The sequence below is a fragment of the Nocardioides sp. YIM 152315 genome (genome assembly GCF_029210375.1).
GTDB lineage: Bacteria > Actinomycetota > Actinomycetes > Propionibacteriales > Nocardioidaceae > Nocardioides.
Genome location: NZ_JARGER010000043.1, coordinates 387988 through 412518 on the forward strand (window position 1 = coordinate 387988; position 24531 = coordinate 412518).

The window sequence follows — 24531 nt, forward strand, 5'->3', positions numbered from 1 at the left end:
ACCCTTCGGTAGTTCTAGGAAAGATGAAGTAGTGGGGGCGGAGGCGGGCCCCGGCGGTGGTTGAGGAAGGACGAAGTCCTGTCTCGACACCACCGCCGGGCCGCATCTCACACCTCTTCGACCGAGCTGGGCTCGCGACGGGACAGGTCGATGCCGAGCTCCTCGGCGGCGCGGAAGACGTCCTCCTCCGCGTCGCGCATCTCGATGGCCGTGCCGTCTTGGCTCAGCACCTCCACGTTGAGGCAGAGCGACTGCATCTCCTTGACGAGCACCTTGAACGACTCCGGGATGCCGGAGTCGGGGATGTTCTCGCCCTTCACGATGGCCTCGTAGACCTTGACGCGACCGGGCACGTCGTCGGACTTGATCGTCAGCAGCTCCTGGAGGGCGTAGGCGGCGCCGTACGCCTCCATCGCCCAGACCTCCATCTCGCCGAACCGCTGGCCACCGAACTGGGCCTTACCGCCCAGCGGCTGCTGCGTGATCATCGAGTAGGGGCCGGTGCTGCGGGCGTGGATCTTGTCGTCCACGAGGTGGTGCAGCTTGAGGATGTACATGTAGCCGACAGAGACCGGGTCCGGGAACGGCTCGCCGGAGCGACCGTCGAACAGGTCCGCCTTGCCGGTCTCGTCGATCATCCGCACGCCGTCGCGGTTGGGGATCGTCGCACCGAGCAGGCCGGTGATCTCGTCCTCGCGGGCGCCGTCGAAGACCGGGGTCGCGACCCGGGTGTTCGGGTCGGCCTTGTCCGCGTGGATCTTGATCAGGCGCTGCTTCCAGTCCGAGTCCTTGGCGTCGTCGGACAGGTTGAGGTCCCAGCCCTGCTTGGCCAGCCACCCCAGGTGGAGCTCGAGGATCTGGCCGATGTTCATCCGACGCGGGACACCCAGCGGGTTGAGGATCACATCGACCGGGGTGCCGTCCTCCATGAACGGCATGTCCTCGACCGGCAGGATCTTCGCGATGACGCCCTTGTTGCCGTGGCGGCCGGCGAGCTTGTCACCGACGGAGATCTTGCGCTTCTGCGCCACGTAGACGCGGACCAGCTGGTTGACGCCCGGCGGGAGCTCGTCGCCCTCCTCGCGGTCGAAGACCCGGACGCCGATGACCGTGCCGGACTCACCGTGCGGCACCTTCATCGAGGTGTCGCGGACCTCGCGCGCCTTCTCACCGAAGATCGCGCGGAGCAGGCGCTCCTCGGGGGTCAGCTCGGTCTCGCCCTTCGGGGTGACCTTGCCGACCAGGACGTCACCGGTCGACACCTCGGCGCCGATGCGGATGATGCCGCGCTCGTCGAGGTCGGCCAGCATCTCCTCGGAGACGTTGGGGATGTCCCGGGTGATCTCCTCGGGGCCCAGCTTGGTGTCGCGGGCGTCGACCTCGTGCTCCTCGATGTGGATCGAGGTGAGGATGTCCTCCTGCACCAGCCGCTGGCTGAGGATGATGGCGTCCTCGTAGTTGTGGCCCTGCCACGGCATGAACGCCACCAGCAGGTTGGTGCCGAGCGCCATCTCCGCGTCGTCGGTGCACGGGCCGTCCGCGATCGGCGAGCCGACCTCGACCCGGTCACCCTCGGAGACCAGGGGCCGCTGGTTGATGCAGGTGCCCTGGTTGGAGCGCCGGAACTTCGACAGCTTGTAGGTCGAGTAGGTCCCGTCGTCGTTCATGGTCTCGACGACCTCGGCGGAGACCTCCTTGACCACACCGGCGGCCGTGGCGGTGACGACGTCACCGGCGTCGACCGCGGCGCGGTACTCGATGCCGGTGCCGACCAGCGGCGCGTCGCTGCGGATGAGCGGCACGGCCTGGCGCTGCATGTTGGCGCCCATGAGCGCGCGGTTGGCGTCGTCGTGCTCGAGGAACGGGATCAGCGCGGTCGCGACCGACACCATCTGGCGCGGCGAGACGTCCATGTAGTCGACCTCGTCGGCCAGGATCTCGGAGACCTCGCCGTCGCGCTGACGCACGAGCACGCGCTCCTCGACGAAGCGACCCTTGTCGTCGAGCACGGCGTTCGCCTGCGCGATGACGTAGCGGTCCTCGTCGTCCGCGGTGAGGTAGTCGACCTTGTCGGTGACCTTGCCCTTCTCGACCTTCCGGTAGGGCGTCTCCACGAAGCCGAACGGGTTGATCCGTCCGTACGACGCGAGCGAGCCGATCAGGCCGATGTTCGGGCCTTCCGGGGTCTCGATCGGGCACATGCGGCCGTAGTGCGACGGGTGGACGTCGCGGACCTCCATGCCGGCGCGGTCACGCGAGAGACCGCCGGGGCCGAGCGCCGAGAGGCGACGCTTGTGCGTCAGGCCGGCGATCGGGTTGGTCTGGTCCATGAACTGCGACAGCTGCGAGGTGCCGAAGAACTCCTTCAGCGCCGCGACGACCGGGCGGATGTTGATCAGGGACTGCGGCGTGATGGCCTCGACGTCCTGGGTCGTCATCCGCTCCCGGACCACGCGCTCCATGCGGGCGAGGCCGGTGCGCAGCTGGTTCTGGATCAGCTCGCCGACGGTCCGCATGCGGCGGTTGCCGAAGTGGTCGATGTCGTCGGCGGTGATCTCGAGGGCGCCTTGGGGCGACTCGACCTCGGTCTGGCCGTCGTGCAGCGCGACGATGTACTTGATCGCGTTGACGATGTCGCTCACGGTCAGCGTCTGCTGGTCGAAGGCCTCGACCAGGCCCAGCTTCTTGTTGATCTTGTAGCGGCCGACCTTCGCGAGGTCGTAGCGCTTGGGGTTGAAGTAGTAGTTGTTCAGCAGCGTCTGGGCCGCCTCGCGCGTCGGCGGCTCGCCCGGACGGAGCTTGCGGTAGATGTCGAGGAGCGCGTCGTCCTCGCCCAGGGTGTGGTCCTTCTCGAGGGTGAGCTCGATCGACTCGTAGGCGCGGCGCTCCCCCGTCTCGGGATCAGGGGTGCTGTTGGGGTCGGCGAACTCGCGGCGGATGTCCTCGACGGACATGCCGAGCGCCTTGAGCAGGACGGTGACGTTCTGCTTGCGCTTGCGGTCGAGCCGGACGCCGACCAGGTCGCGCTTGTCGATCTCGAACTCGAGCCAGGCACCGCGCGAGGGGATCAGCTTGGCCGTGTAGATGTCCTTGTCGGACGTCTTGTCGGCGGTGCGCTCGAAGTAGACACCCGGGGACCGGACGAGCTGCGAGACGACGACGCGCTCGGTGCCGTTGATGATGAAGGTGCCCTTGTCGGTCATGAGCGGGAAGTCGCCCATGAAGACCGTCTGGCCCTTGATCTCGCCGGTGTCGTTGTTGGTGAACTCGGCCGACACGTAGAGCGGCGCGGAGTAGGTGAAGTCCTTCTCCTTGCACTCGTCGACGGAGTACTTCGGGTCGTAGAAGACCGGGTTCTCGAACGAGAGCGACATCGTCTCGGAGAAGTCCTCGATCGGCGAGATCTCCTCGAAGATCTCGGTGAGTCCGGACTTCTGGGAGACGTCCTCCCCGGCCTCGAGCCGGCGCTGCACGACGGCCTGCCAGGCATCGTTGCCGATCAGCCAGTCGAAGCTGTCGGTCTGGAGGGAGAGGAGCTGCGGTACTTCGAGGGGTTCGGTGATCTTCGCGAACGAGATGCGGCGGGAGCCATTCGAATTGGCGGGGGCAGAAGTGGTGCGCGCGGCCAAGAGGTGTCCTTCGACGAAACGCTGTGAGATCGGCGTCGGCCCACCACAGAACCAACCACCGGGCAGGCTGGAGAGCATTTGAGGGCAGACGCAAAGGAAAAGCCTACCGCACGCGGACACGCGCCACAAACCCCGGACTGAGCGCCGGGTGCGGCGTTGGCGACGATCATGAACGCCCGGGGCGGCCAGGTCAAGCAGCGCGGCCGTCCGGGCTCAGGTGTCCAGTCCCGCGACCAGCCAGTCGCCGTCCACCTTCTCCATGGTCACCGTGACCCAGTTTTTGTAGACGACCGGCCTCTTCTCGGCCTTGTTGGTGCGGGTCTGGTCGACCAGCAGGAAGACCTGCGCCCGGTCGTCGTCGGCGCGCACCAGGCCCGACCGCACCAGCTCGGCCTCCACGACCGTGCCGGTCGACGGCGCGTTCTGCTGGATCACGCCGTCGAAGAGCTTGTCGTACTCCTCGCGGTAGTCGCCGGTGAGGTGTGCCTGCGCGGCCGCCCGCGACTCGTCGAGGTGCCTGGCGTCGTAGGACAGGATCGGGACGATCGCTCGCTCGGCCGCGGCCCGGGCCTCGGCGGAGGCGTCCTCGACCGCGCGGTCGGAGGGCACCGTGGCCGCGACCACCGCCGCGGCGCCGGCGACCAGCAGCGTCACGACCGCCACGCCGACCAGCAGCCAGCCCGGCACCACCCGGCGGCCCGTCGGCGCTGCCGGCGCCGGTGCGGGCTCGGGCTCGGGCTCAGGCTCCGGTCCGGGGGCCTGCGCGGCGAGCTCGGCGTCGTACGCCGCGCGCCGGTCGGCGTCGAGCAGCACCTCGGCGGCGCGGTTGAGCGACCCGAACCGGCGGTCGGTCGGGTCGAGGTCGGCGATCGCGGCGCGCCACGCGACCCGGATCTCGTCCTCGCTCGCGCCGGCCTCGACGCCGAGGAGGTCATACCAGCTCGGGGTGCTCACTGCCCGCTCCCCTCGGCGCTCACCGTCGAGTAGTCGTCGACCAGCCACTCACCGTCGGAGCGGACCAGGTCGACCTCCCAGCGCAGCACGTCGGGGTCGGCCTCGACCCGCTTGGCGTCGTCGTCGGGGTGCTGCGGGTCGGGGTAGCTGCCGGTGATGCCGGCGGCCACGACGACGCTGGCGTCGTCCTCGCCGATCGACTCGACGCCGGTGCCGTAGACCTCCGCCGTCCGCCCGTAGCCGGCCTGGGCGACGGTCTTCTCGGCGATCGGCAGCCCGGACTTCTCGAAGTCGGCCGCGAACTTCGGCGTGATCACCTCGCTGACCTGCTGCAGGTAGTCCGGCAGGCGGCCCTGGTCGTCGAGCTGGTCGGGGCCGTAGGTGTTGAGCCGCAGCACGAACTGCTCGGTCTGGCGCAGCACGGCCTCGCGCTCCGACTGGGCGCTGTCGGCGGCACCGCGGCGCTCGGCGAGCAGCCACACGAGGCAGCCGGCCGACGCGAGCAGCGCGAGCACGAGCACCCCGAGCACGACGAGTCGGGCCGTGCCGTGGGGGCGCCGGTCCTGCCGGTCGGGGGTCGGCTCGGTCGCGCTCACCTCGGGCTCCTGGTCAAGGGCTGGAGAAACAGCCACTTCCAACTCTCCTCTCCGAAGCTCGTCGGGGCAGCGGTCCCGGGCTGGGCGTCGGCGCCGTCGACCCGGTCGCTCCAGCGCAGCCGCTCGGTCTCGGGGTCGTACGACGCGACGACCGGTGCCCGGTAGTGCGGCGCCGCCCGCTGCAGGTTCTGCACGCCGCGGGCGTTGCTCTTCGACGCGGGCTCGGTGCAGCCCGCCTGCTCGTTCACCGGGCGGTTGCCGCCGTCCTGCGGCGGACGGGTGTCGGTGCCCTCGTAGCCGGCATGACACACCGGGTTGGTCGTCAGGATCAGGCCGAAGTGGGCGTCGTAGAGGCCGGTGTCGGGCGACTTGGACACGACGGTGAAGCCGCCCTCCACGACGTACGGGTAGATGACGAGGATCTGCCGGATGCCGGGGAGGTGCTCGACGATCACCTCGCCGGTGGTCACCAGGTTGTTGATGAGCTCGCCCAGGTCGACGCCGTACTCCTCGAGGAAGGTGCGCAGCTGGTCGGCCGTCGCCGAGCCGCTGTCGATCACCTGGCGCAGCGCCTTGTCTGACCCCGCGAGCGTGCCGCTGAACAGGCTCAGCTGGTCGGCGAACGTGCGGATCGCGCTCGCCTTGTCCGCCTGGGTCTGCAGCACCGTGTTGCTGTCGCGGATCAGCGCCGTGGTCAGGTCGAAGTTGGCGTCGGCCTCCTCGATGAAGGAGTTGCCGGTGTCGATGATCCGCTGGAGGTCCTTGCCGGTGCCCGCGAACGCGCGGCCGAGCTCGTCGACCGTCGTCGCGAGGGCGTCCCGGTCGACCGACTGCACGGTCTCGGAGATGTCGGCCAGGAACTTCTCGGTCGCGATCGGGGTCTGGGTGTCCGCCCTCGCGATCTCGGAGCCGTCCTCGAGGTACGGCGAGTCGTTCCTGCGCGGCTGCAGCTCGACGTACTGCTCACCCACGGCCGACCGGTTGCCGACCACGGCGAGCGTGTCGGCCGGGATGTCGTCGACACCGTTGTCGATGTCGAGATGGACGTCGACGCCGCCGTCGGTGAGCGTCATGTCGCCGACCTTGCCGATCCGGACGCCGCGGTAGGAGACCTCGGCGCCCTCGTAGATGCCGCCGGAGCGCTCGAAGTGGGCGACCACGGTGTAGTCGTCGTCGAAGAAGGCCCGGTCGAGCTGGGCGTAGCGGGCGCCGACGTAGCTGACGCCGAGCAGGGTGATCGCCACGAAGACGAGCAGCTGGATGCGGGTGCGGCGGGTGATCATCGCGCGCTCACCATCCCCGGGACGAGGAGCCGGACCAGCGCCGGATCGAAGGCCTTGCTGAGCTGGCCCATCGTCGGTCCCCGTTTCGTCGCCCGTGCCGTCGGCCCGGCGGGGGCCCTGCCGAGGCCGAGCAGGTCGCCCAGCACCGGGACCGACGGGAGGTTCTCGGTGCCGGGCAGGTGCGGCAGGCCGGGCAGCTGCTTGAGAGCGGTGCAGAGCACGACGTTCGCGTTCTCCGGCTCGAGGCACGCCGACTTGAGGCGGTTGAGGCCCTGGACCGTGCTCATCAGCTGCTGGCAGGACGCGCTGGTCAACGCGCCGCTCGTCAGGCACTGCGTGAGCAGCGGGACCAGGCGGGTCGGCTCCAGGTCACCGGGCAGGAGCGTGGGCAGCTGCGTCGGGACGCCGGTGATGCCACCGGAGAGGTCGACGTCCAGCTCGATGGAGAGGTTGGTGTAGTCGCCCATGTGCAGGTTGCGGGCGACCTGCGGATCGCGACCGACGACCTCGTCGACGAAGGGGTAGGTCAGGAACACGTTGAAGGACTTCACGAACGCGTCACCGGAGTTCGCGAGCTCCTCGACCACCGGCGTGAGCTGCTCGAGGGCGTCGATCGTGCCCTCCTTGGAGGCCCGGATGACCTGGACGCCGACCGAGCTGAGGTCGTCGAGCGCCCGCAGCATCTTCACCAGGTCACCGCGCTGCTTGTCGAGCGACGTCAGGGCGCTCGGGAGCTCCTCGAGCGCGGCGTCGATGGAGCCCTCCTGCTCGCGGACCTCCTTCGCGAGGTGGTTGACCGAGTCGATCGCGGTGACGATGTCGTCCTTGTTCTCGTCGAGCTGCGACATGAACTGCCGGATCTGTCCGAGCACGGAGCGCGCGGCGCCCTCGCGTCCGTCGAGGGCGTGGTTGATCTCGGTCGCGATGGTCTTCAGCTGGGCGACGCCGCCGCCGTTGAGCACCAGGCTCAGCGCGCCGAGCACCTCCTCGACCTCGGGGTTGCGGCCGGTCTGCTCGAGCGGGATCTCCGCCCCGTCGCCGAGGCTGCCCTCGGCCTCCTCGCCGGTCGGTGGGGCCAGCGACACGAACTTCTCGCCGAGCAGGCTGGTCTGCCGGATCTCGGCGATCGCGTTGGCGGGCAGGTCGGTGTCACGCGGCAGCTGCATGGTCACCACGGCGTGGTCGCCCTCGAGGTCGATGTCGGTCACCTTGCCGACGCTGACGTCGTTGACCTTCACCGTCGACTTCGGCACCAGGTCGAGAACGTCGCGGAAGTCGGCGGTGACCGTGATGGCGTCGTCGCCGACGTCGGCGCCACCGGGCAGGGGCAGCTCGTAGACGTCGAAGTCGCAGCCGGTGAGCAGGAGCGCACCGGCGAGCACGCCGGCCAGGGTGCGCAGGATCGTCGCGGGGCTGCTCATCCGGGGTCCCCGACAAGTTGTGCGCGGAGCGAGCACAGCGAGCGGAGCGCGCAACTTGGTGGGGTGGTGGTGGCTCACTTCTCCTCCTCCACGAGTCCGCCGAGGGTCGGGTCGAACCTGTCGGCGGACGAGCGACCGCCGGGCGCGGCGCGACCCAGCGCCTGCTTGACGAGGCCGCACAACGCACCCGACTTGTCGGCCTGGCCCACGATCCCGCACAGGAAGGTGCTCGGGTCCCCGGTGATCTGGTTGACGAGCTCGCCGAGATTGGCGTTGGTGTCGAGCGTGCCGGCCTCGGGGTTGTAGGTCAGCGCGAGGTTGTTGAGGGCGAGCGGGGCGGAGTCGAGGATGCTGTCGAGCTCCGCCCGGCGCTTGACCAGCACCTTCGAGACGCGGTTGAGACCGATGATGTTCGTGCCCAGGGCGTCGCGGTTGTCCTTGACGAAGGTCGTGACCTGCCCGAGGGCGGTCGACAGGTTCTCCAGCGCCTCCGAGAGCTCCTGGCGCTCGCCCGACAGCATCGACGAGACGTCGGCGAGGGAGTCGTTGAACCGGCGTAGGGTCTTGTCGTTGTCGGCGAGCGTGCCGAGGAAGCCCTCGAGCTTGCGGGCCGAGCCGAAGAGCTCCTCCTTGTTGTCGTCGAGGGTCGTGCTGAGCCGGCCGAAGTCCTTGATGGTCTGGTGGAACCTCTCTCCCTGGCCGCCGAAGTTCTTCGCCGTCGTCTCGAGCAGGTCGGTGAGTGCGCCCTCCTTGTTGGCCCCGTTGGGGCCGAGCGCGACGGTCAGGTCGTCGATGCTCGTGTAGATCTGGTCGAGCTCGAGGGGGACGGCCGTGCGGTCCTCGTCGAGCGTCGCACCGTCCGCCAGCTCCTGTCCGCCCGTGTAGACGGGGGTCAGCTGGACGAACCGGTCGCCCACGATCGAGGGTGCGACGATCGCCGCCTTGGCGTCGGCCGGCACCTGGACGTCGGCGTCGTAGTGCATGGTGACCACGACGTCGGTGCCCGACGGCGTCACCGAGTCGATCTTCCCGACGGGCACACCGAGCACGCGCACGTCACTGCCCTCGTAGATCGAGATCGTGCGCGGGAAGTGCGCGGTCAGCGTCTTGGTGTCGTCGCTGCGGAACATCGTGAGGGCCGCCACCAGGAGGAGGAGCACCAGCACGGCCGGGACGACCACCCGCTTCAGCATCGCCATGTCAGCCACCCACCTGCGGGACCGGAGGGAGGTTCTGGATGTAGGTGTCGAACCACGGGCCGTTGCCGAGCGTGCTGGCGAAGACCCGGTAGAAGGGCTTCATCAGGCGCAGGCTGTTGTCGAGGTTGTCCTCGTTCTTGTTCAGGACGGCGACGACGTTCTCCAGGTGGTCGAGCGCCGGCTTCAGGTCCTCGCGGCTCTGCCGGACCAGCGTGGTGAGCTCCTTCGAGAGGCTGGCCGTCGAGACCAGCAGGTCGTGGACGGCGTTGCGCCGCGCGACCAGCGCGCGGAAGAGGACGTCGGAGTCCTTCATCAGCCCGACGATGTCCTGGTCTCGCTCGTCGAGCACGCCGGAGACGCGGTCGAGGTTCTTCAGCAGGGTGTTGATCTGCTGGTCCCGCGCGGCGATGTTGGACGAGAGCGCGGAGACGCCGTCGAGCGCCCGCCGGAACTCCTCGGGGGTGTTGCGGGTCAGGTCGGCCAGCGTCGTGAGCGACTTCGCGAGCTGGTCGGTGTCGATGCGCTCCGAGGTGGACGCCAGGCCCGAGAACGCGTCGACCACGTCGTACGGCGAGGTGGTGTGCTCGACCGGGATCTCGCTCCCGGTGTCGAGCTGTCCGGACCCGGCGGGCTCGAGCGCGAGGTACATCGCACCCAGCAGGGTCTTCACCTTGATCGCGGCGCGCGTGTCGGGACCGAAGCCCGAGTCGGTGTCGACGCGGAACTGCACCTGCACGTGGTCGCCGTCGAGCTCGACGGACTCGACCTTGCCGACCCGCACGCCCGCGATCCGCACCTCGTCGTTCGGCTTCAGGCCACCCGACTCGGCGAACGCGGCGTAGTAGGTGTCTCCCCCGCCGATCACCGGCAGGTCCTGCGCCCGGAACGCCGCCAGCACCAGGAGGGCGACGACGGCGAGGCTGACCGCCCCGATCACCACCGGGTTGCGCTCGCGGAAGGAGGTCGGCTTCCGGCCCTGCGTCGGCTGGGTCATCCGAGATCACACCTGTCGGACCCGGTGTTGTAGTCGACCGGCACCGAGACGCCGCCGGGCAGCCGGACCCGGCCCTGGAAGTGGCAGAGGTAGAAGTTGAACCACGAGCCGTACGTCGCGGTGCGGCCGACCTTGTTGAGCTTGATCGGGAGCACCTGGAGGGCCCGATCGATCTCGGCCTTCCCGTCGTCGAGGTTCTTCGACAGCCGGCGCAGCTGGTGGATGTCGTCGACGAACGGCTCGCGGATGCCCGAGACCAGACCGGCGGTCTCCACCGACAGGTCGGAGATCTCGTCGAGCGAGCCGAGGATCGCCTTGCGGTCGCCCTTCAGGCCGCCCACGAACGTGCGGAACGTCGTGATCAGCTCGCTGAGCTGGTCGTCGCGGTCGCCGAGGTGGTCGAGCACCTCGTTGAGGTTGTCGATGAGCTCGCCGATCACCTGGTCGCGGCTGGCGAGCGTCGAGGTCACCGAGGCGGTGTGGGAGAGCAGGCCCTCGAGGGTCCCGCCCTCGCCCTGGAAGACCTGGACGATCTCGTAGGAGAGCTGGTTGATGTCCGCGGGCGAGAGTGCCTGGAAGAGGGGCTTGAAACCGTTGAAGAGCACGGTGAGGTCCAGCGCCGGCGTCGTCCGGTCGACCGGGATGGTGGCGCCCGGCGCGAGGTCGCCGGTGTCGCCGATCTGGTCGGTGAGAGAGATGTAGCGCTGGCCGACCAGGTTGCGGTAGCGGATCGCTGCATGGGTGGCCTTGCTGAGCGACTCGGCCTCGTCGACCGTGAAGGTCACCAGGGCGCGGGTGCGGTCGACGATCTCGACGTCCTTGACGCTGCCGACCTTCACGCCGGCGATGCGCACGTCGTCACCCTCGACGACGCCGGTGGCGTCCACGAACTCGGCGCGGTACTCGCTCTTCGGCGAGAACGAGAGGTTGCCGATCGTCACGACGAGGACCGAGGTGGCCAGCGTGGTCACCACGATGAACACGAGCAGCTTGACCAGGTCGGCGCCGGTGCGGCGGTCGAGGATCTTCATCCGGGGCCCCCGCGGAATCGTGGGCTGGAGGAGCGAAGCTGCGGGGTCCCCGCGGGCTTGTGGCGGAGGAGCGAAGCGGGGGAGCCACAAGGTCGTGGGGTGAAGCGTTGCGGGGGAAGCTCGCGATTTCGTGGGGTGTTGTTCATCGCAGCGACACCTCCGCTCCGCGGGCCATCGGCCCGACCAGGAGCGGTCCGAGGTCGGGCACGTCGGACGCGCCGACGCCCAGCGCCGGCCCGAGCAAGGAGCGCAGCAGGGCGGTCTCCTCGGGGCTGCCGGGCCGGGCGTGCCGGAACGAGCGGTTGGGCAGGACGCGGCTGGTCCCCTTGCCGGTCGGCTCGTCCACGCCGTCGTCGAAGTCCGGCTGGTGCCGCACCGGGTTGTCCTGGCTCCACGGCGGGTTCTCGAGGTGCAGGCAGCTGGGGCCGCGGTCCTCGCCGAAGCGCGGGACGTCCTCGGGACCGTAGGGCCGCGGCTGGTGTGGCAGCGTCTCCAGGACGATGTGGAGCATGAAGCCGCGGAAGGCCTCGGCCTGCAGCGCGCCGGCCTTCACGATGCCGCGGGTCAGGCAGGCGTACTCCGGCGCGTACTTCGCGAACACCCGCAGCTGCTCCTGACCGATCTCGGCGAACCGGATCAGGTTGTCGCCGTTGGCGTCGAGGAAGTCCTCGGCGGTCCCGGAGAACGACGCGACGTCGTCGAAGAGCGCGTGCAGCTTCTCCTCGCGATCCTCGAGGGTGCCCGTCGTGAGCACGGTGTCGTCGATGATCTGGGCGATCTGGGGCAGCACGTCGGCGTAGTTGTCGGAGACCTCGGCGGTCAGCCGCAGGTCCTCGACCAGCGCGGGGATCTGCGGGTTGATCCGCTGGAGGTAGCCGTCGAGGATCTCGATGTTCTCGCCCAGCTCCTCACCGCGTCCCTCGAGCGCGGTGGCGAGGGCGTTGAGCGTCTGGTTGAGCTCGGCGGGCTGCACGGTGCGCAGCAGCGGGTAGAGGTCGGAGAGCACCTGCTCGACCTCGGTCGAGACCGTGGTCCGCTCTATGGTGGCGCCGGTCGCGATGTGGTCGGCCGCGGGCTCGTCGGGCACCACCAGGGAGACGTACTTCTCGCCGAACAGCGTCTTCGGCACGATCGAGCCCGTCACGTTGGCGGGGATCGAGTCCAGCTGGCTCGGGTAGATGCCGAGGGTGACGGCGGCGCCCTCACCCGTCGACCGGAAGTCGAGCACCTCGCCGACGAGGACGCCCCGGACCTTGACGTCGGCGCGCGCGGGCAACTGCAGGCCGATCGTCGAGGTGCGCAGGGTGACCTCGTCGTACTCGGTGAACTTCTTGGAGAAGATCGCGTAGGTCAGGTAGACCGCGCCCAGCAGCAGGCAGAGGAACAGGATCCCCATCACTTTGGGGATCCCGGCGCGGTCGACCGTGCTGCGCACCGGCGTCACCCGGCCAGCCGGACGGTGGTGGTCGTGCCCCAGATCGCCATCGACAGGAGCAGGTCGATGACGTTGAGCGCCACGATGCTGGTGCGCACGGCCTTGCCGACGGCCACGCCGACGCCGGCGGGGCCACCCGAGGCGTTGTAGCCGTGGTAGCAGTGGATCAGGATGACGGTGACCGCGAAGACGAGCACCTTGCCGAAGGACCACAGCACGTCGCCCGGCGGCAGGAACTGGTTGAAGTAGTGGTCGTAGGTGCCCACGCTCTGGCCGAAGAACTGGGTCACGGTCAGACGGGTCGCGAAGTACGACGCCAGCAGGCCGACCACGTAGAGCGGGATGATCGCGATCAGGCCGCCGATGATCCGGGTCGTCACCAGGAACGGCAGCGACGGGATCGCCATCACCTCGAGGGCGTCGACCTCCTCGGAGATGCGCATCGCGCCGAGCTGCGCGGTGAAGCCGCACCCGACGGTCGCGGCCAGCGCGATGCCGGCGACGAGCGGGGCGATCTCGCGGGTGTTGAAGTACGCGGACACGAAGCCCGAGAACGCGGCGGTGCCGATCTGGTTCAGCGCGGCGTACCCCTGCAGACCGACCTCGGTGCCGGTGAAGAAGCACATCGCGACGATCACGCCGACGGTGCCGCCGATGACCGCCAGCGCACCCGACCCGAGCGTCACCTCGGCGAGGATCCGCAGGATCTCCTTCTTGTAGCGCCGGATGGTGCGCGGCGTCCACGCGAGCGCCTTCACGAAGAAGAGCAGCTCGGCGCCGAGGTCGTCGAGGAACTTCGCCGGCCGTTCGTAGACGGCCCTCATGCTCGCCATGTCGTCAGCCCGTCTTGGGTGGGACGAGCTGGAAGTAGATCGCGCTCATCACGAAGTTGACGATGAAGAGGAGCATGAAGGTGACGACGACGGACTCGTTCACGGCGTCGCCGACACCCTTGGGGCCGCCCTTGGCGTTCATGCCCTTGTAGCAGGCGACGATCGCGGCGATCAGGCCGAAGACCAGGGCTTTGACCATGCCCTGCCACAGGTCGGGGAGCTGGGCGAGCGCGGTGAAGCTCGCCAGGTAGGAGCCCGGGGTGCCGTCCTGCAGGACGACGTTGAAGACGTAGCCACCCGCGACGCCGACGACGCTCACCAGCCCGTTGAGGAAGACGGCGACGAGCATGCACGCCAGCACCCGGGGTACGACGAGGCGCTGGATCGGGTCGATGCCCAGCACCATCATCGCGTCGAGCTCCTCGCGGATCTTGCGCGCGCCGAGGTCGGCCGCGATGGCCGAGCCGGCCGCACCCGCGATCAGCAGCGAGGTCGCGATCGGTCCCGCCTCGCGGACCACGGCGAGCACGGCGGCGGAGCCGGTGAACGACTGGGCGCCGAACTGCTTGATCAGACCGCCGACCTGCAGCGCGATCACCGCGCCGAACGGGATCGCGACCAGCGCGGTGGGGATGATCGTCACCGACGCGATGAACCACGCCTGCTGGATGAACTCCCTGGCCTGGAAGGGGCGGCGGAAGATGTTCCTGCCGACGTCGAGGCCGAAGGCGAAGAGGTTGCCGGCGGTCCCGACGGGCGCCAGGACCCGTTGGGCGGTGAGGGACGACATCGGGCTCAGCCGCCGGTCGCCATCGACATGTTCGTCGCGAAGGACCCCGACGGAGGGACGACGCCGTTGTCGCGGCACCAGCCGCCCGCCGGGCGTTGGCCGCGGCGGGGCAGGCCGTTGGACGGCTCGAGCTGGAGCGGGATCGGCGGCAGCGGTGGCATCTCCCGGCCGCGCTCCGCCTCGAGCTCGTCGGCGTCCTTCTCCTCGGACATGCCGATCGGGCCGATCGTCTGGGCGTTCAGGAACTGGCGGACGACCGGCTCCTCGGAGGACAGCAGCATCTCCCGGGGCCCGAACATCGCGAGGTGGCGGTGGTAGAGCAGCCCGATGTTGTCGGGGACGGTGCGGGCGGTGTTGATGTCGTGGGTGACGATGAGGAAGGTCGCGTCGATCTGGGCGTTGAGGTCGACGAAGAGCTGGTTGATGAACGACGTGCGCACGGGGTCGAGGCCGGAGTCCGGCTCGTCGATCAGCAGGATCTCGGGATCGAGCACGAGGGCCCGGGCAAGACCGGCGCGCTTGCGCATGCCGCCGGAGATCTCGCCGGGCAGCTTGTCCTCGGCGCCGAGCAGGCCGACGAGGTCCATCTTCTCCATGACGATGTCGCGGACCTCGGACTCGGACTTCCGGGTGTGCTCGCGCAGCGGGAACGCCACGTTGTCGTAGAGGGTCATCGAGCCGAACATCGCGCCGTCCTGGAACAGCACGCCGAACAGCTTGCGGATCTCGTAGAGATCCTTCTCGGAGCAGGTGGCGATGTCGGTGCCCTCGATCAGGATGGAGCCCTGGTCTGGCTTGATCAGGCCGATCAGGCTCTTGAGGAACACGGACTTGCCCGTGCCGGACGGGCCGAGCATCACCGATATCTCACCGGCGGGGATGGTCAGGGTCACGTTGCCCCAGATCAGCTGCTTGCCGAACGACTTGCTGAGGTTCTCGACCGCGATCTCGACACCCATGATCTGTCCCTGTCCCTCCTCGTCGCTGCGCGCCACAGCACGCTCGGACCCACTCCCCCGTCTCCCTTGTCCGGTACCAACGGCGGCTGGCCGGCAAAGTTACGCGCGAGTTTCCTTCCCCGTGTGGCACGGCCTACACCCCCGGCCTGGGCCGGATCCGCGTCCGGACCGGTCCGGAAATGCCACGAGGGGCGGCCACCCTGTCGGGTGACCGCCCCTCGTGGAGGGTGCAGCTAGGAGAGCGTCACTTGAGGGTGACGGTGGCGCCGGCGGCCTCGAGGGCCTCCTTGGCCTTGTCCGCGGCCTCCTTGTTGACCTTCTCCAGGACCGGCTTCGGGGCGCCCTCGACGAGCTCCTTGGCCTCCTTCAGGCCGAGGGAGGTCAGGGCGCGCACCTCCTTGATCACGTTGATCTTCTTGTCGCCGGCGGCGTCGAGGATGACGTCGAACTCGTCCTGGGCCGCGTCGCCGGCAGCCTCGCCGCCGGCCGCGCCGCCCGCAGCCGGGGCAGCCGCGACGGCGACCGGGGCAGCGGCGGTGACGCCGAAGGTGTCCTCGAACTGCTTCACGAACTCGCTGAGCTCGATCAGCGTCATCTCCTTGAACGCGTCGAGGAGCTCGTCGGTGCTGAGCTTCGCCATGGTGGCGCTTCCTTCCAGTCGTTGGCCCGCCGCGCTCGCGGGGGCCGGGTTTCAGGTGGTGTGTCGCCGGGGCCGATCAGGCCTCGGCGGTCTCCTCGTCAGCGGCGGCTGCACCACCCTGGAGGACTGACGGGTCCTGCTCGGCCTTCGCCTGGAGCGCACCCGCGAGGCGGGCGGCCTGGGCGATCGGCGCGTTGAGCAGGTAGACGGCCTGGCTGAGCGACGCCAGCATCGCGCCGGCCAGCTTGCCCAGGAGCACCTCACGCGACTCGAGGTCCGCCAGCTTGGCGATCTCGGACGCGTCGAGGGGCTTGCCGTCGAGGACGCCACCCTTGATGACCAGGGTGGGGTTCGCCTTGGCAAAGTCACGCAGACCCTTGGCCGCCTCGACGACGTCGCCGTTGATGAAGGCGATGGCGGTCGGGCCGGTCAGCAGGTCGTCGAAGCCTTCGATGCCGACCTCGGTGGCGGCGATCTTGGCGAGCGTGTTCTTGACCACGGCGTAGTTGGCGTTCGCACCGAGGGAGCGCCGCAGTTCCTGCAGCTGCTTCACGGTGAGACCGCGGTACTCGGTCAGCACGGCACCGGCGGAATCGTTGAACGACTCAACGATCTCCGCGACGGCCGCCTGCTTGTCTGCCCGCGCCATGGGTCTCCTTCCGGTGGTCGACCACCGGTCTCGGCCTCGGAAACGACGAACGCCCCGAGCACAGGCTCGGGGCGCGGGTCTTGCTTCTCGCTCCGTCACCTGCGCAGGTCGTCCGCTGCTGCGGAGCCTTCGATCGTGCCACGTGCGTGGCGCGACAACCGGCGGTCTCTGGTTTCGTGGAGAACACTACGGGCCGGCTCGGCGTACGGCCAAATCGAGACCGCCGAAATGACGCCGACCCGCCCGAAAGTTTCGGGCGGGTCGGCGTGAGATCGGGTCAGGCGGTGGGAGCCGCCTCGTCCTCGACCGCAACGTTGCGGGTGCGGTTGGGGTCGACCTGGACGCCGGGGCCCATCGTCGTGGAGACGGTGACCTTCCGGATGTAGCGGCCCTTCGAGCTGGCCGGCTTCAGGCGGAGCACCTCCTCCAGCGCCGCGGCGTAGTTCTCCGCGAGCTGGACCTCGGAGAACGAGGCCTTGCCGATGATGAAGTGGAGGTTCGCGTGCCGGTCGACGCGGAACTCGATCTTGCCGCCCTTGATGTCGGACACGGCCTTCGCCACGTCCGGGGTCACCGTGCCGGTCTTCGGGTTCGGCATCAGGCCACGGGGACCGAGCACACGGCCGAGGCGGCCGACCTTGCCCATCATGTCGGGGGTCGCGACGACGGCGTCGAAGTCGAGCCAGCCGCCGGAGACCCTCTCGATGAGCTCGTCGCCACCGACGACGTCGGCGCCGGCCTCACGGGCGGCCTCGGCCTTGTCGGCGTTCGCGAACACCAGGACCTTGGCGGTCTTGCCGGTGCCGTGCGGGAGGTTGACGGTGCCGCGGACCATCTGGTCGGCCTTGCGCGGGTCGACGCCCAGGCGCATGACGACGTCGACGGTCTCGTCGAACTTCTTCTTGGAGGCGGTCTTCGCGATCTTGATCGCGGCCAGCGGGGCGTGGAGCTCGTCCTTGTCGAACGTCGCGGCCGCCGCGCGGTAGGTCTTGCTGCGCTGCATGAGCTTCTCGTTTCTCTTCGGAAAAGATGTGGTTAGCGGGCCAGCGCGGCCCTCCCACCTGCCAAAAATGTGCTCAGGACTCGGTCGTGACGCCCATCGAGCGGGCGGTGCCCTCGACGATCTTCATGGCCGCGTCGATGTCGTTCGCGTTGAGGTCGGGCATCTTGGTCTGGGCGATCTCGCGCACCTGGTCCTTGGTCAGCTTGCCGACCTTGACCGAGTGCGGGGTGCCGGAACCGGACTTGAGACCGGCGGCCTTCTTGATGAGCTCCGCGGCCGGCGGGGTCTTGGTGATGAACGTGAACGAGCGGTCCTCGTAGATGGTGATCTCGACCGGGATCACGTTGCCGCGCATCGACTCGGTCTGGGCGTTGTACGCCTTGCAGAACTCCATGATGTTCACGCCGTGCGGACCGAGCGCGGTGCCGACCGGCGGGGCCGGCGTCGCGGCGCCGGCCTGGAGCTGCACCTTGACGAGTGCGGCGATCTTCTTCTTCGGAGGCATGGTGCTTCTCTCTCTGTCTCGTGGTCATGACGAGGCGTACGTCGCGCGCCTCTGCCACCTGCTGCTGCCCGTGTCACCACGGGCAACCGGACTATTGTGCTGCGCTTCAGTCGGAACGCGAAATCTTGATCCGCTGGGTTTCGAGACGTGTCAGACGCGCTGGATCTGGCTGAAGCTCAGTTCGACCGGGGTCTCGCGGCCGAAGATCTCGACGAGGGCCTTGACGCGCTGCGACTCGGCGTTGATCTCGGTGATCGTCGCGTGCAGCGTGGCGAACGGGCCGTCGACCACCATGACCGAGTCGGACACGTCGAAGTCGGCGACCTCGACGGGCTTCTTCGGCGCGGCGCCGGCGGTGGTGCTCGGGGTGCCGGCGGCAGCGGCCTCGGCCTCGGCGCGGGCGACGACGGCGGGGGCGAGCATGCTCTCGACCTCGGACATCGACAGCGGCACCGGCTGGTGGCTGTGGCCGACGAAGCCGGTCACCGACGGGGTGTGGCGGACCGCGGCCCACGACTCGTCGGTGAGGTCCATGCGGACCAGGACGTAGCCGGGGAGAACGGTGCGCTTGACCATCTTGCGCTGGCCGTTCTTGATCTCCGCCACCTCCTCGGTGGGGACCACGATCTCGTGGATGTAGTCCTCCATGTTGAGGGAGATGATGCGGTTCTCGAGGTTCGACTTCACCCGGTTCTCCATGCCGGAGTAGGTGTGCACGACGAACCAGTCGCCCGGCTTGGCCCACAGCTCGCGGCGGAACGCCTCGAGCGGGTCGTCGTCCTCGGCGTCGTCCTCGGCGTCGGGGCCCTCGTCACCCTCCGCCTCGGAGAGGTCGAGGGTGGTGCCGTCGGCGTCGCGGTCGTCGAGGCCGAGCGCCTCGTCGGAGTCCTCGTCGGTGGTCTCGGCGTCGAGGCGCGGCTCGTCCACGACCTCGGGGCCGTCGTCGGGCTCGCCGTACTGGTCCTCGAGGCTGGGTTCGACTCCGGGGCTGTCGACCCCGGGGGTCGTCTCCTCGGTCTCCACCGAGTCGTACTCCTGCTCAGACACGTACTGCTCCATCAGGTCGGGTGTTGCTGTCGTTCATCGGCCGGCCGGCCCGGTCAGGAGCCGCCGGAGAAGACTTCGAAGGCGAGCTTGCCGAAGCCCAGGTCGAGCAGCGACACGATCGTCATCATCACGATCACGAACACCATCACGACGATGAAGTAGGTGACCAGCTGCTCCTGCGTCGGGTAGACGACCTTGCGGAGCTCGGCCACCACCTGGCGGTAGAACGTGGGGATGCTGGTGCGCTTGCGGGCGTCGCCGCCCCGCTCACCGCGGACTGCCTTGCTGTCCGGCACGTCCTTGACTCCGTTCGTCGTCCGATCCGTTCGATCCGTTCCTTGCAGGGCACGAGGGACTTGAACCCCCAACCTTCGGTTTTGGAGACCGATGCTCTGCCAGTTGAGCTAGTGCCCTTCGCAGACGTCTGCGAGGGCGGAGCCCCGCAGCACCCGGCCTGCCCAGAGAATGATCCAGGGCAGGACTGAGCCTGTGGAGATCCACCAAACCGGGAGTCTACGGGGTGGGGCGATCCAGAGTCCAAACGGCTGCCGGGCCGTCCCGCGACCCACCCTACGATGGAGGACATGACCTCCGCCCCTGAGTCCTCGCCTCGTTCCCGCCGCGTGTCCCGACGGGTCGGCGCCATCGCCGAGTCCGCGACGCTGAAGGTCGATGCGAAGGCGAAGGCGCTCAAGGCGGAGGGCCGCCCGGTCATCGGGTTCGGCGCGGGCGAGCCCGACTTCGCGACGCCCGGCTACATCGTCGACGCCGCCGCCGAGGCGTGCCGCGACCCGAAGAACCACCGCTACACCCCCGCCGGCGGCCTGCCCGAGCTCAAGAAGGCGATCGTCGCGAAGACCGCCCGCGACAGCGGTCTGACCGTCGAACCGGCGCAGGTGCTGGTGACCAACGGCGGCAAGCAGGCCATCTACGAGGCGTTCGCCGCGATGCTCGACCCGGGCGACGAGGTGATCGTGCCCGCGCCGTACTGGACGACCTACCCGGAGGCCATCCAGCTCGCCGGCGGCGTGCCGGTCGAGGTGCTCGCGGACGAGACCCAGGACTACAAGGTCACCGTCGAGCAGCTCGAGGCGGCCCGCACGGACCGCACCAAGGTGCTGCTCTTCGTGTCGCCGTCGAACCCGACCGGCTCGGTCTACACCGCCGACGAGATCCGCGCGATCGGCGCCTGGGTCGAGGAGCACGAGCTGTGGGTGCTCACCGACGAGATCTACGAGCACCTCGTGTACGACGGCATCGAGACTGGCTCGCTCCCGGTGCTCTGCCCCGAGCTCGCCGACCACACCGTGGTCGTCAACGGGGTCGCCAAGACCTACGCGATGACCGGCTGGCGGGTCGGGTGGCTGATCGGCCCGACCGACATCGTCAAGGCGGCCACCAACCTGCAGTCGCACGCCACGTCCAACGTCGCCAACGTCTCCCAGCGCGCGGCGATCGCCGCGCTCGAGGGCGACCTGTCGGCCGTCGACGAGATGAAGGCGGCCTTCGACCGCCGCCGCAGGACGATCGTCGCGATGCTCAGCGAGATCGACGGCGTGGTCTGCCCGACTCCCGGCGGCGCGTTCTACGCCTACCCCTCGGTCAAGGGCCTGCTGGGCAAGGAGCACGGCGGCCGCGTCATCGACACTTCCGCCGATCTCGCCGAGTACATCCTCGACAAGGCCGAGGTCGCGGTCGTGCCGGGCGAGGCGTTCGGCTCCCCGGGCTACCTGCGCCTGTCCTACGCGCTCGGCGACGACGACCTGGTCGAGGGCGTCACCCGCCTGCAGAAGCTCTTCGCGTAGCGCCCGATACGCTCCGGGGGATGCGTGACCTCCTGGAGCTGCCGAAGGCGCACCTCCACCTGCACTTCACCGGGTCGATGCGGCACGCGACGCTGCTCGAGCTCGCCGCGCGGGACGGGATCGCGCTCCCCGACCAGCTGGTCGAGGACTGGCCGCCGAAGCTCTCCGCGGCCGACGAGAAGGGCTGGTTCCGCTTCCAGCGGCTCTACGACGTCGCACGGTCGGTGCTGCGGACGCCGGCTGACGTACGCCGTCTCGTGCGCGAGGCGGCCGAGGACGACGTCCGCGACGGCGGCCGCTGGCTGGAGATCCAGGTCGACCCCAGCGGGTACGGCGCGCGGTTCGGCGGCATCACGGCCTTCACCGACCTGGTGCTCGACGCCGTCACGGAGGCCTCCGCGACGACCGGCCTCGGCATCGCCGTGGTGATCGCGGCCAACCGCACCCGGCACCCGCTCGACGCCCGCACGCTGGCGCGACTGGCCGCCCAGTACGCCGGTCGCGGGGTCGTCGGATTCGGACTCTCCAACGACGAGCGCCGCGGCGGCACCGCCGACTTCGCACCGGCGTTCCGGATCGCCGAGCGCGCCGGGCTGACACTGGTGCCGCACGGCGGCGAGCTGCGCGGACCCGAGCACATCCGGATCTGCCTCGACGCGCTCGGTGCCGACCGGCTCGGCCACGGCGTCCGCTCGGCCGAGGACCCGGCGCTGCTCGACCGGATCGTCGAGGCCGGAGTCGCCCTCGAGGTCTGCCCGGTCTCGAACGTCGCGCTCGGCGTCTACTCCGACCTGACCTCGGTGCCGCTGCCGACGCTGCTGGCCGCGGGCGCGACGGTGGCCCTCGGCGCCGACGACCCCCTGCTCTTCGGCTCCCGCCTGGCCGGGCAGTATGCCACCATGCGCGCGGCCCACGAGCTGACCGACGACCAGCTCGCCGAGCTGGCCCGGATGTCGGTGCGGGCCTCGCGCGCGCCCGCGTCGGTGCGGTCGGCGATCCTCTCCGACATCGACGCCTGGCTGGCGAGCGAGCCTGCAAGGATGGGGCCATGACGACGGGCCCCGAGAACCCCTACGGCGAGCAGGACCCCGGCAGGCCCCCCACGCACCAGCCGTACGGTCAGCCCCACCCGCAGCCGCCGCCCAACCCCTACCAGCCCCAGCAGCAGCCCTACGGGCAGCCGCCGTACGCCCAGCAGTACGGCCAGCCCTATCCGCCGCAGCAGGCGTACGGCCACCCGGTCACCCCGCCCACCGACGGGCTCGCGATCGGCGCGATGATCACCGGCATCGCCGGGCTGGTGATGGCCTGCGCGTACGGCGTGGGCCTGCTCGCGTCGCCCGTCGCCCTGGTGCTCGGCCGCATCTCGATGAACCGGATCGACCGGTCCGGGGGGCGGCTCGGCGGCCGCGGCATGGCGCTCGCCGGCTTCATCCTCGGCATCATCGGCTCCGTCCTGCTGGTGCTCGCGATCGCCGGCCTCATCGCCCTGATCATCGTCGCGGCCAACGACGACTCCAACGGCACCTTCTCCCCCGCGATCGGCTGACGCGATGACCTACGGCACTCCTCCGCCGCACCAGCCCGGACCGCCGCCCGGGTACCCGCCGTACGGCTACGGACCACCACCCAAGCACCCGTCGGCGATGACCGCGATGGTGCTCGGCATCATCGGCCTCGCGGGCATCCTCACCTGCGGCGGCGTGACGCTCGTGCTGTCGCCGTTCGCCTGGGCGATGGGCGGACGCGCGGTCCGCGAGATCGACGCCGCCCCGCCGGGCACCTACGACGGGCGCGACCAGGCCAACGCCGGACGGATCATGGGCATCGTCGGCACGGTCCTGCTCGTCCTCGGCGTGCTCGCCGTCGCGGCGATCATCGCGATCGCGGTCGCGGTCAGCGAGTCGTCCTCGACCTACTGACCCTCAGAGCGAGCAGCCGACCAGCACCGGCTCGTTGACGAGCACGATGCCGAACTGCTCCGCGACCCCGTCGCGCACCTCGCGCGCCAGCGCCAGCAGGTCGTCGGTGGTCCCGGCACCCCGGTTGGTCAGCGCGAGCGTGTGCTTGCCCGACAGCGCGACCCGGTCGTCACCGTGGCCCTTCGCGAACCCTGACCTCTCGATCAGCCACGCGGCGCTGGTCTTGACCCGCCCGTCGGGCTGCGGCCAGGCCGGGGCACCCGGCGGGACCTCGACCGCGTCGACGACCGGGTTGGTGAAGAACGACCCCGCGCTCCACGTGTCGCGGTCGGCCGGGTCGAGCACCATGCCCTTGCCGGCGCGCAGGGCGAGCACCGCCCGTCGTACGTCGGCGAGCGGCGCGCGCCGGCCGAGCTCGACGCCCAGGGTGTTGGCGAGCTCGGCGTAGGCCACCGGCGCACCGAGGTCACCCTGGCGCAGCTGGTAGGTGACGGAGAGCACGACGTGCCGGCCCGGATCGGCCTTGAAGCGGGAGGTGCGGTAGCCGAAGCGGCAGTCGGCGTTGGCGAACGTGCGGACGCCACGCAGGGTGCGGTCCCAGACCCGAACCCTGGCGACGGTCTGGGAGACCTCCTGGCCGTAGGCGCCGACGTTCTGGATCGGCGTCGCGCCGACCGAGCCGGGGATGCCGGAGAGCGCCTCGACGCCGACCCAGCCGCGCTCGACGGCCAGCTCGACCAGCTCGTCCCAGCTCTCCCCCGCCGCGACCGTGACCGTGGCGCCGCCGCAGGACGGGCCGTCGTCGGCGTCGATCTCGGCGCCGGTGGTCGCCACCTCGACGACGGTGCCGGCGAAGCCGGCGTCGGCGACCACGAGGTTGCTGCCGCCGCCGAGCACGAGCACCGGCTCACCGGCGGTGTCGGCGTCGACGACCGCCTCGATGAGCTCGGCCTCGGTGGTCGCCCGGACCCACCGCTCGGCGGGTCCGCCGAGGCGGAGCGTGGTGTGGTCGCGGAGCAGCCGGCCGGTCAGCTCAGGCACGAAGGACGGCCTTGGGCATCCCGAGCACCTTCTGGCCACCGCAGGTGACGGTGAGGGCCACGGTGGTGAGGCCGTCGGCCTCCTTCGCCTCCCCGGCGACCTCGACCTCGACGCCGCCCTCGGCGGGCACGACGACCGGGTTGGTGAACTTGCACCCGAAGCTGACGACCTCGGCGCCCGGGAACCACGTCGAGACCGCACGCGCCGCGAGCGCCATGGTGTACATGCCGTGGGCGATCACCCCGGGCAGGCCGACGCTGGTCGCGACCGCCTCGTCCTGGTGGATCGGGTTGTGGTCGCCGCTGGCCGCGGCGTACCGCACGAGGTCGGCCCGGGTGATCGTGTAGGTCTGCGTCTCGAGCATCACGCCTCCGGACCCCGGTGGACGAGGGTGGCGGAGGTCGTGCAGACCAGGGCGCCGGAGGCGTCGGTGACCTCGCTGGTGGTGCCGATGATGTCGTTGCCGGCGATCTGGCGCAGGCTCCCGACGGTCAGCGTCGCGGTGAGGACGTCGCCGGGCACGACCGGCCGCTCGTAGGCGAACTTCTGCTCGCCGTGCACGATCCGGAAGAGGTCGATCGATTCGGCCTCGAGGAAGGCGTTCATGGCGTCGAAGGCCAGCACGATCGGGTACGTCGCGGGCGCCGGACCACCGGCGTACTCCTCGCCCGTTGCGGCGACGAAGTCGCGGACCTGCTCCTCGGTGATGGGGTGCGGCGCCGTCGGCGGGAAGGTCCGGCCGACGAGGGACTGGTCGACTGGCATGGCCTCAAAATACAGATCGACCCGCCCGAA

Annotated in this window: 25 protein-coding genes and 1 tRNA gene; 4 read left to right on the forward strand and 22 right to left on the reverse strand. The window is 69.7% G+C overall.

The window, feature by feature from the left end; all coding sequences use genetic code 11:
• Positions 1-107 precede the first annotated feature (107 nt).
• The 19 genes from PZ894_RS20790 to PZ894_RS20880 all read right to left on the reverse strand — a co-directional run bounded on the left by PZ894_RS20790 (position 108) and on the right by PZ894_RS20880 (position 19382).
• Positions 108-3629 (reverse strand): DNA-directed RNA polymerase subunit beta, encoded by a 3522-nt coding sequence (locus PZ894_RS20790; protein ID WP_275747745.1) that lies wholly within the window; start codon positions 3627-3629, stop codon positions 108-110.
• A gap of 213 nt (positions 3630-3842) precedes the next feature.
• Complete coding sequence (locus tag PZ894_RS20795; protein ID WP_275747746.1) at positions 3843-4583, reverse strand: DnaJ domain-containing protein; 741 nt, start codon at positions 4581-4583, stop codon at positions 3843-3845.
• Positions 4580-5179 carry a hypothetical protein gene (locus tag PZ894_RS20800; RefSeq protein ID WP_275747747.1) on the reverse strand — a complete coding sequence of 200 codons (600 nt, stop codon included), beginning with the start codon at positions 5177-5179 and terminating at the stop codon, positions 4580-4582. Before PZ894_RS20800 ends, PZ894_RS20795 begins: the two co-directional genes overlap by 4 nt.
• Positions 5176-6462, reverse strand: a complete 1287-nt coding sequence (locus PZ894_RS20805; RefSeq protein ID WP_275747748.1) for an MlaD family protein — start codon at positions 6460-6462, stop codon at positions 5176-5178. Before PZ894_RS20805 ends, PZ894_RS20800 begins: the two co-directional genes overlap by 4 nt.
• A complete protein-coding gene (locus tag PZ894_RS20810; RefSeq protein ID WP_275747749.1) occupies positions 6459-7883 on the reverse strand; it encodes an MCE family protein in 1425 nt (474 codons plus the stop codon). The genes PZ894_RS20805 and PZ894_RS20810 overlap by 4 nt, the downstream gene beginning before the upstream one ends.
• Before the next feature lie 74 nt (positions 7884-7957).
• Positions 7958-9082, reverse strand: coding sequence for an MCE family protein (locus tag PZ894_RS20815; RefSeq protein WP_275747750.1), 1125 nt, complete (start codon positions 9080-9082; stop codon positions 7958-7960).
• Position 9083: 1 nt separating this feature from the next.
• Positions 9084-10076: an MCE family protein gene (locus PZ894_RS20820; RefSeq protein ID WP_275747751.1), complete on the reverse strand. Its 993-nt coding sequence runs from the start codon at positions 10074-10076 to the stop codon at positions 9084-9086.
• Entirely contained in the window at positions 10073-11107 is a 1035-nt protein-coding gene (locus PZ894_RS20825) for an MlaD family protein (protein WP_275747752.1), read from the reverse strand. Before PZ894_RS20825 ends, PZ894_RS20820 begins: the two co-directional genes overlap by 4 nt.
• Before the next feature lie 142 nt (positions 11108-11249).
• On the reverse strand, positions 11250-12542 hold the full coding sequence (locus tag PZ894_RS20830; protein ID WP_275747753.1) for an MCE family protein: 1293 nt from the start codon (positions 12540-12542) through the stop codon (positions 11250-11252).
• A gap of 5 nt (positions 12543-12547) precedes the next feature.
• Positions 12548-13375 (reverse strand): ABC transporter permease, encoded by an 828-nt coding sequence (locus PZ894_RS20835; RefSeq protein WP_275747755.1) that lies wholly within the window; start codon positions 13373-13375, stop codon positions 12548-12550.
• A 4-nt stretch (positions 13376-13379) separates the two neighbouring features.
• A complete protein-coding gene (locus PZ894_RS20840) occupies positions 13380-14165 on the reverse strand; it encodes an ABC transporter permease (protein ID WP_275747756.1) in 786 nt (261 codons plus the stop codon).
• Positions 14166-14170: 5 nt separating this feature from the next.
• Positions 14171-15124 carry an ABC transporter ATP-binding protein gene (locus PZ894_RS20845; RefSeq protein WP_275747757.1) on the reverse strand — a complete coding sequence of 318 codons (954 nt, stop codon included), beginning with the start codon at positions 15122-15124 and terminating at the stop codon, positions 14171-14173.
• A gap of 244 nt (positions 15125-15368) precedes the next feature.
• A complete protein-coding gene (rplL, locus tag PZ894_RS20850; RefSeq protein ID WP_275747758.1) occupies positions 15369-15764 on the reverse strand; it encodes a 50S ribosomal protein L7/L12 in 396 nt (131 codons plus the stop codon).
• Positions 15765-15840: 76 nt separating this feature from the next.
• Positions 15841-16413: a 50S ribosomal protein L10 gene (gene rplJ, locus PZ894_RS20855; RefSeq protein WP_275747759.1), complete on the reverse strand. Its 573-nt coding sequence runs from the start codon at positions 16411-16413 to the stop codon at positions 15841-15843.
• 277 nt (positions 16414-16690) lie between these two features.
• Positions 16691-17416: a 50S ribosomal protein L1 gene (gene rplA, locus PZ894_RS20860; RefSeq protein ID WP_275747761.1), complete on the reverse strand. Its 726-nt coding sequence runs from the start codon at positions 17414-17416 to the stop codon at positions 16691-16693.
• A gap of 73 nt (positions 17417-17489) precedes the next feature.
• On the reverse strand, positions 17490-17921 hold the full coding sequence (gene rplK / locus PZ894_RS20865) for a 50S ribosomal protein L11 (RefSeq protein ID WP_275747762.1): 432 nt from the start codon (positions 17919-17921) through the stop codon (positions 17490-17492).
• A 150-nt stretch (positions 17922-18071) separates the two neighbouring features.
• Complete coding sequence (gene nusG / locus PZ894_RS20870) at positions 18072-18983, reverse strand: transcription termination/antitermination protein NusG (RefSeq protein WP_275748046.1); 912 nt, start codon at positions 18981-18983, stop codon at positions 18072-18074.
• Positions 18984-19021: 38 nt separating this feature from the next.
• A complete protein-coding gene (secE, locus tag PZ894_RS20875) occupies positions 19022-19264 on the reverse strand; it encodes a preprotein translocase subunit SecE (protein WP_275747763.1) in 243 nt (80 codons plus the stop codon).
• 45 nt (positions 19265-19309) lie between these two features.
• Positions 19310-19382: transfer RNA gene (locus tag PZ894_RS20880), tRNA-Trp, on the reverse strand.
• A gap of 170 nt (positions 19383-19552) precedes the next feature.
• On the opposite strand from PZ894_RS20880, the gene PZ894_RS20885 reads away from it, so the two are divergent.
• The 4 genes from PZ894_RS20885 to PZ894_RS20900 are packed head-to-tail and all read left to right on the forward strand — an operon-like array spanning position 19553 to position 22695.
• The gene (locus PZ894_RS20885; protein WP_275747765.1) at positions 19553-20773 is read left to right on the forward strand and encodes a pyridoxal phosphate-dependent aminotransferase; all 1221 of its coding nucleotides are present in this window, start codon (positions 19553-19555) and stop codon (positions 20771-20773) included.
• A 20-nt stretch (positions 20774-20793) separates the two neighbouring features.
• Positions 20794-21825 carry an adenosine deaminase gene (locus PZ894_RS20890; RefSeq protein ID WP_275747767.1) on the forward strand — a complete coding sequence of 344 codons (1032 nt, stop codon included), beginning with the start codon at positions 20794-20796 and terminating at the stop codon, positions 21823-21825.
• Positions 21822-22322 carry a DUF4190 domain-containing protein gene (locus PZ894_RS20895; protein WP_275747769.1) on the forward strand — a complete coding sequence of 167 codons (501 nt, stop codon included), beginning with the start codon at positions 21822-21824 and terminating at the stop codon, positions 22320-22322. The genes PZ894_RS20890 and PZ894_RS20895 overlap by 4 nt, the downstream gene beginning before the upstream one ends.
• Positions 22323-22326: 4 nt before the next feature.
• Positions 22327-22695, forward strand: coding sequence for a DUF4190 domain-containing protein (locus PZ894_RS20900; RefSeq protein ID WP_275747771.1), 369 nt, complete (start codon positions 22327-22329; stop codon positions 22693-22695).
• A gap of 3 nt (positions 22696-22698) precedes the next feature.
• On the opposite strand, the gene PZ894_RS20905 is transcribed toward PZ894_RS20900, so the two are convergent.
• The 3 genes from PZ894_RS20905 to PZ894_RS20915 are packed head-to-tail and all read right to left on the reverse strand — an operon-like array spanning position 22699 to position 24501.
• Positions 22699-23736: a UDP-N-acetylmuramate dehydrogenase gene (locus PZ894_RS20905; RefSeq protein WP_275747772.1), complete on the reverse strand. Its 1038-nt coding sequence runs from the start codon at positions 23734-23736 to the stop codon at positions 22699-22701.
• Entirely contained in the window at positions 23729-24100 is a 372-nt protein-coding gene (locus PZ894_RS20910; protein ID WP_275747773.1) for a MaoC/PaaZ C-terminal domain-containing protein, read from the reverse strand. Before PZ894_RS20910 ends, PZ894_RS20905 begins: the two co-directional genes overlap by 8 nt.
• The gene (locus PZ894_RS20915; protein WP_275747774.1) at positions 24100-24501 is read right to left on the reverse strand and encodes a MaoC family dehydratase N-terminal domain-containing protein; all 402 of its coding nucleotides are present in this window, start codon (positions 24499-24501) and stop codon (positions 24100-24102) included. Before PZ894_RS20915 ends, PZ894_RS20910 begins: the two co-directional genes overlap by 1 nt.
• Positions 24502-24531 lie beyond the last annotated feature (30 nt).

Coding starts and splice junctions, on each gene's coding strand:
- PZ894_RS20845 (WP_275747757.1), bottom strand. CDS start 15,124: ATGGGTGTCGAGATCGCGGTCGAGAACCTCAGCAAGTCGTTCGGCAAG.
- PZ894_RS20915 (WP_275747774.1), bottom strand. CDS start 24,501: ATGCCAGTCGACCAGTCCCTCGTCGGCCGGACCTTCCCGCCGACGGCG.
- PZ894_RS20805 (WP_275747748.1), bottom strand. CDS start 6,462: ATGATCACCCGCCGCACCCGCATCCAGCTGCTCGTCTTCGTGGCGATC.
- rplA (WP_275747761.1), bottom strand. CDS start 17,416: ATGCAGCGCAGCAAGACCTACCGCGCGGCGGCCGCGACGTTCGACAAG.
- PZ894_RS20820 (WP_275747751.1), bottom strand. CDS start 10,076: ATGACCCAGCCGACGCAGGGCCGGAAGCCGACCTCCTTCCGCGAGCGC.
- PZ894_RS20815 (WP_275747750.1), bottom strand. CDS start 9,082: ATGGCGATGCTGAAGCGGGTGGTCGTCCCGGCCGTGCTGGTGCTCCTC.
- PZ894_RS20840 (WP_275747756.1), bottom strand. CDS start 14,165: ATGTCGTCCCTCACCGCCCAACGGGTCCTGGCGCCCGTCGGGACCGCC.
- PZ894_RS20895 (WP_275747769.1), top strand. CDS start 21,822: ATGACGACGGGCCCCGAGAACCCCTACGGCGAGCAGGACCCCGGCAGG.
- rplK (WP_275747762.1), bottom strand. CDS start 17,921: ATGCCTCCGAAGAAGAAGATCGCCGCACTCGTCAAGGTGCAGCTCCAG.
- PZ894_RS20900 (WP_275747771.1), top strand. CDS start 22,327: ATGACCTACGGCACTCCTCCGCCGCACCAGCCCGGACCGCCGCCCGGG.
- PZ894_RS20890 (WP_275747767.1), top strand. CDS start 20,794: ATGCGTGACCTCCTGGAGCTGCCGAAGGCGCACCTCCACCTGCACTTC.
- PZ894_RS20910 (WP_275747773.1), bottom strand. CDS start 24,100: ATGCTCGAGACGCAGACCTACACGATCACCCGGGCCGACCTCGTGCGG.
- PZ894_RS20825 (WP_275747752.1), bottom strand. CDS start 11,107: ATGAAGATCCTCGACCGCCGCACCGGCGCCGACCTGGTCAAGCTGCTC.
- PZ894_RS20810 (WP_275747749.1), bottom strand. CDS start 7,883: ATGAGCAGCCCCGCGACGATCCTGCGCACCCTGGCCGGCGTGCTCGCC.
- rplJ (WP_275747759.1), bottom strand. CDS start 16,413: ATGGCGCGGGCAGACAAGCAGGCGGCCGTCGCGGAGATCGTTGAGTCG.
- rplL (WP_275747758.1), bottom strand. CDS start 15,764: ATGGCGAAGCTCAGCACCGACGAGCTCCTCGACGCGTTCAAGGAGATG.
- PZ894_RS20885 (WP_275747765.1), top strand. CDS start 19,553: ATGACCTCCGCCCCTGAGTCCTCGCCTCGTTCCCGCCGCGTGTCCCGA.
- PZ894_RS20835 (WP_275747755.1), bottom strand. CDS start 13,375: ATGGCGAGCATGAGGGCCGTCTACGAACGGCCGGCGAAGTTCCTCGAC.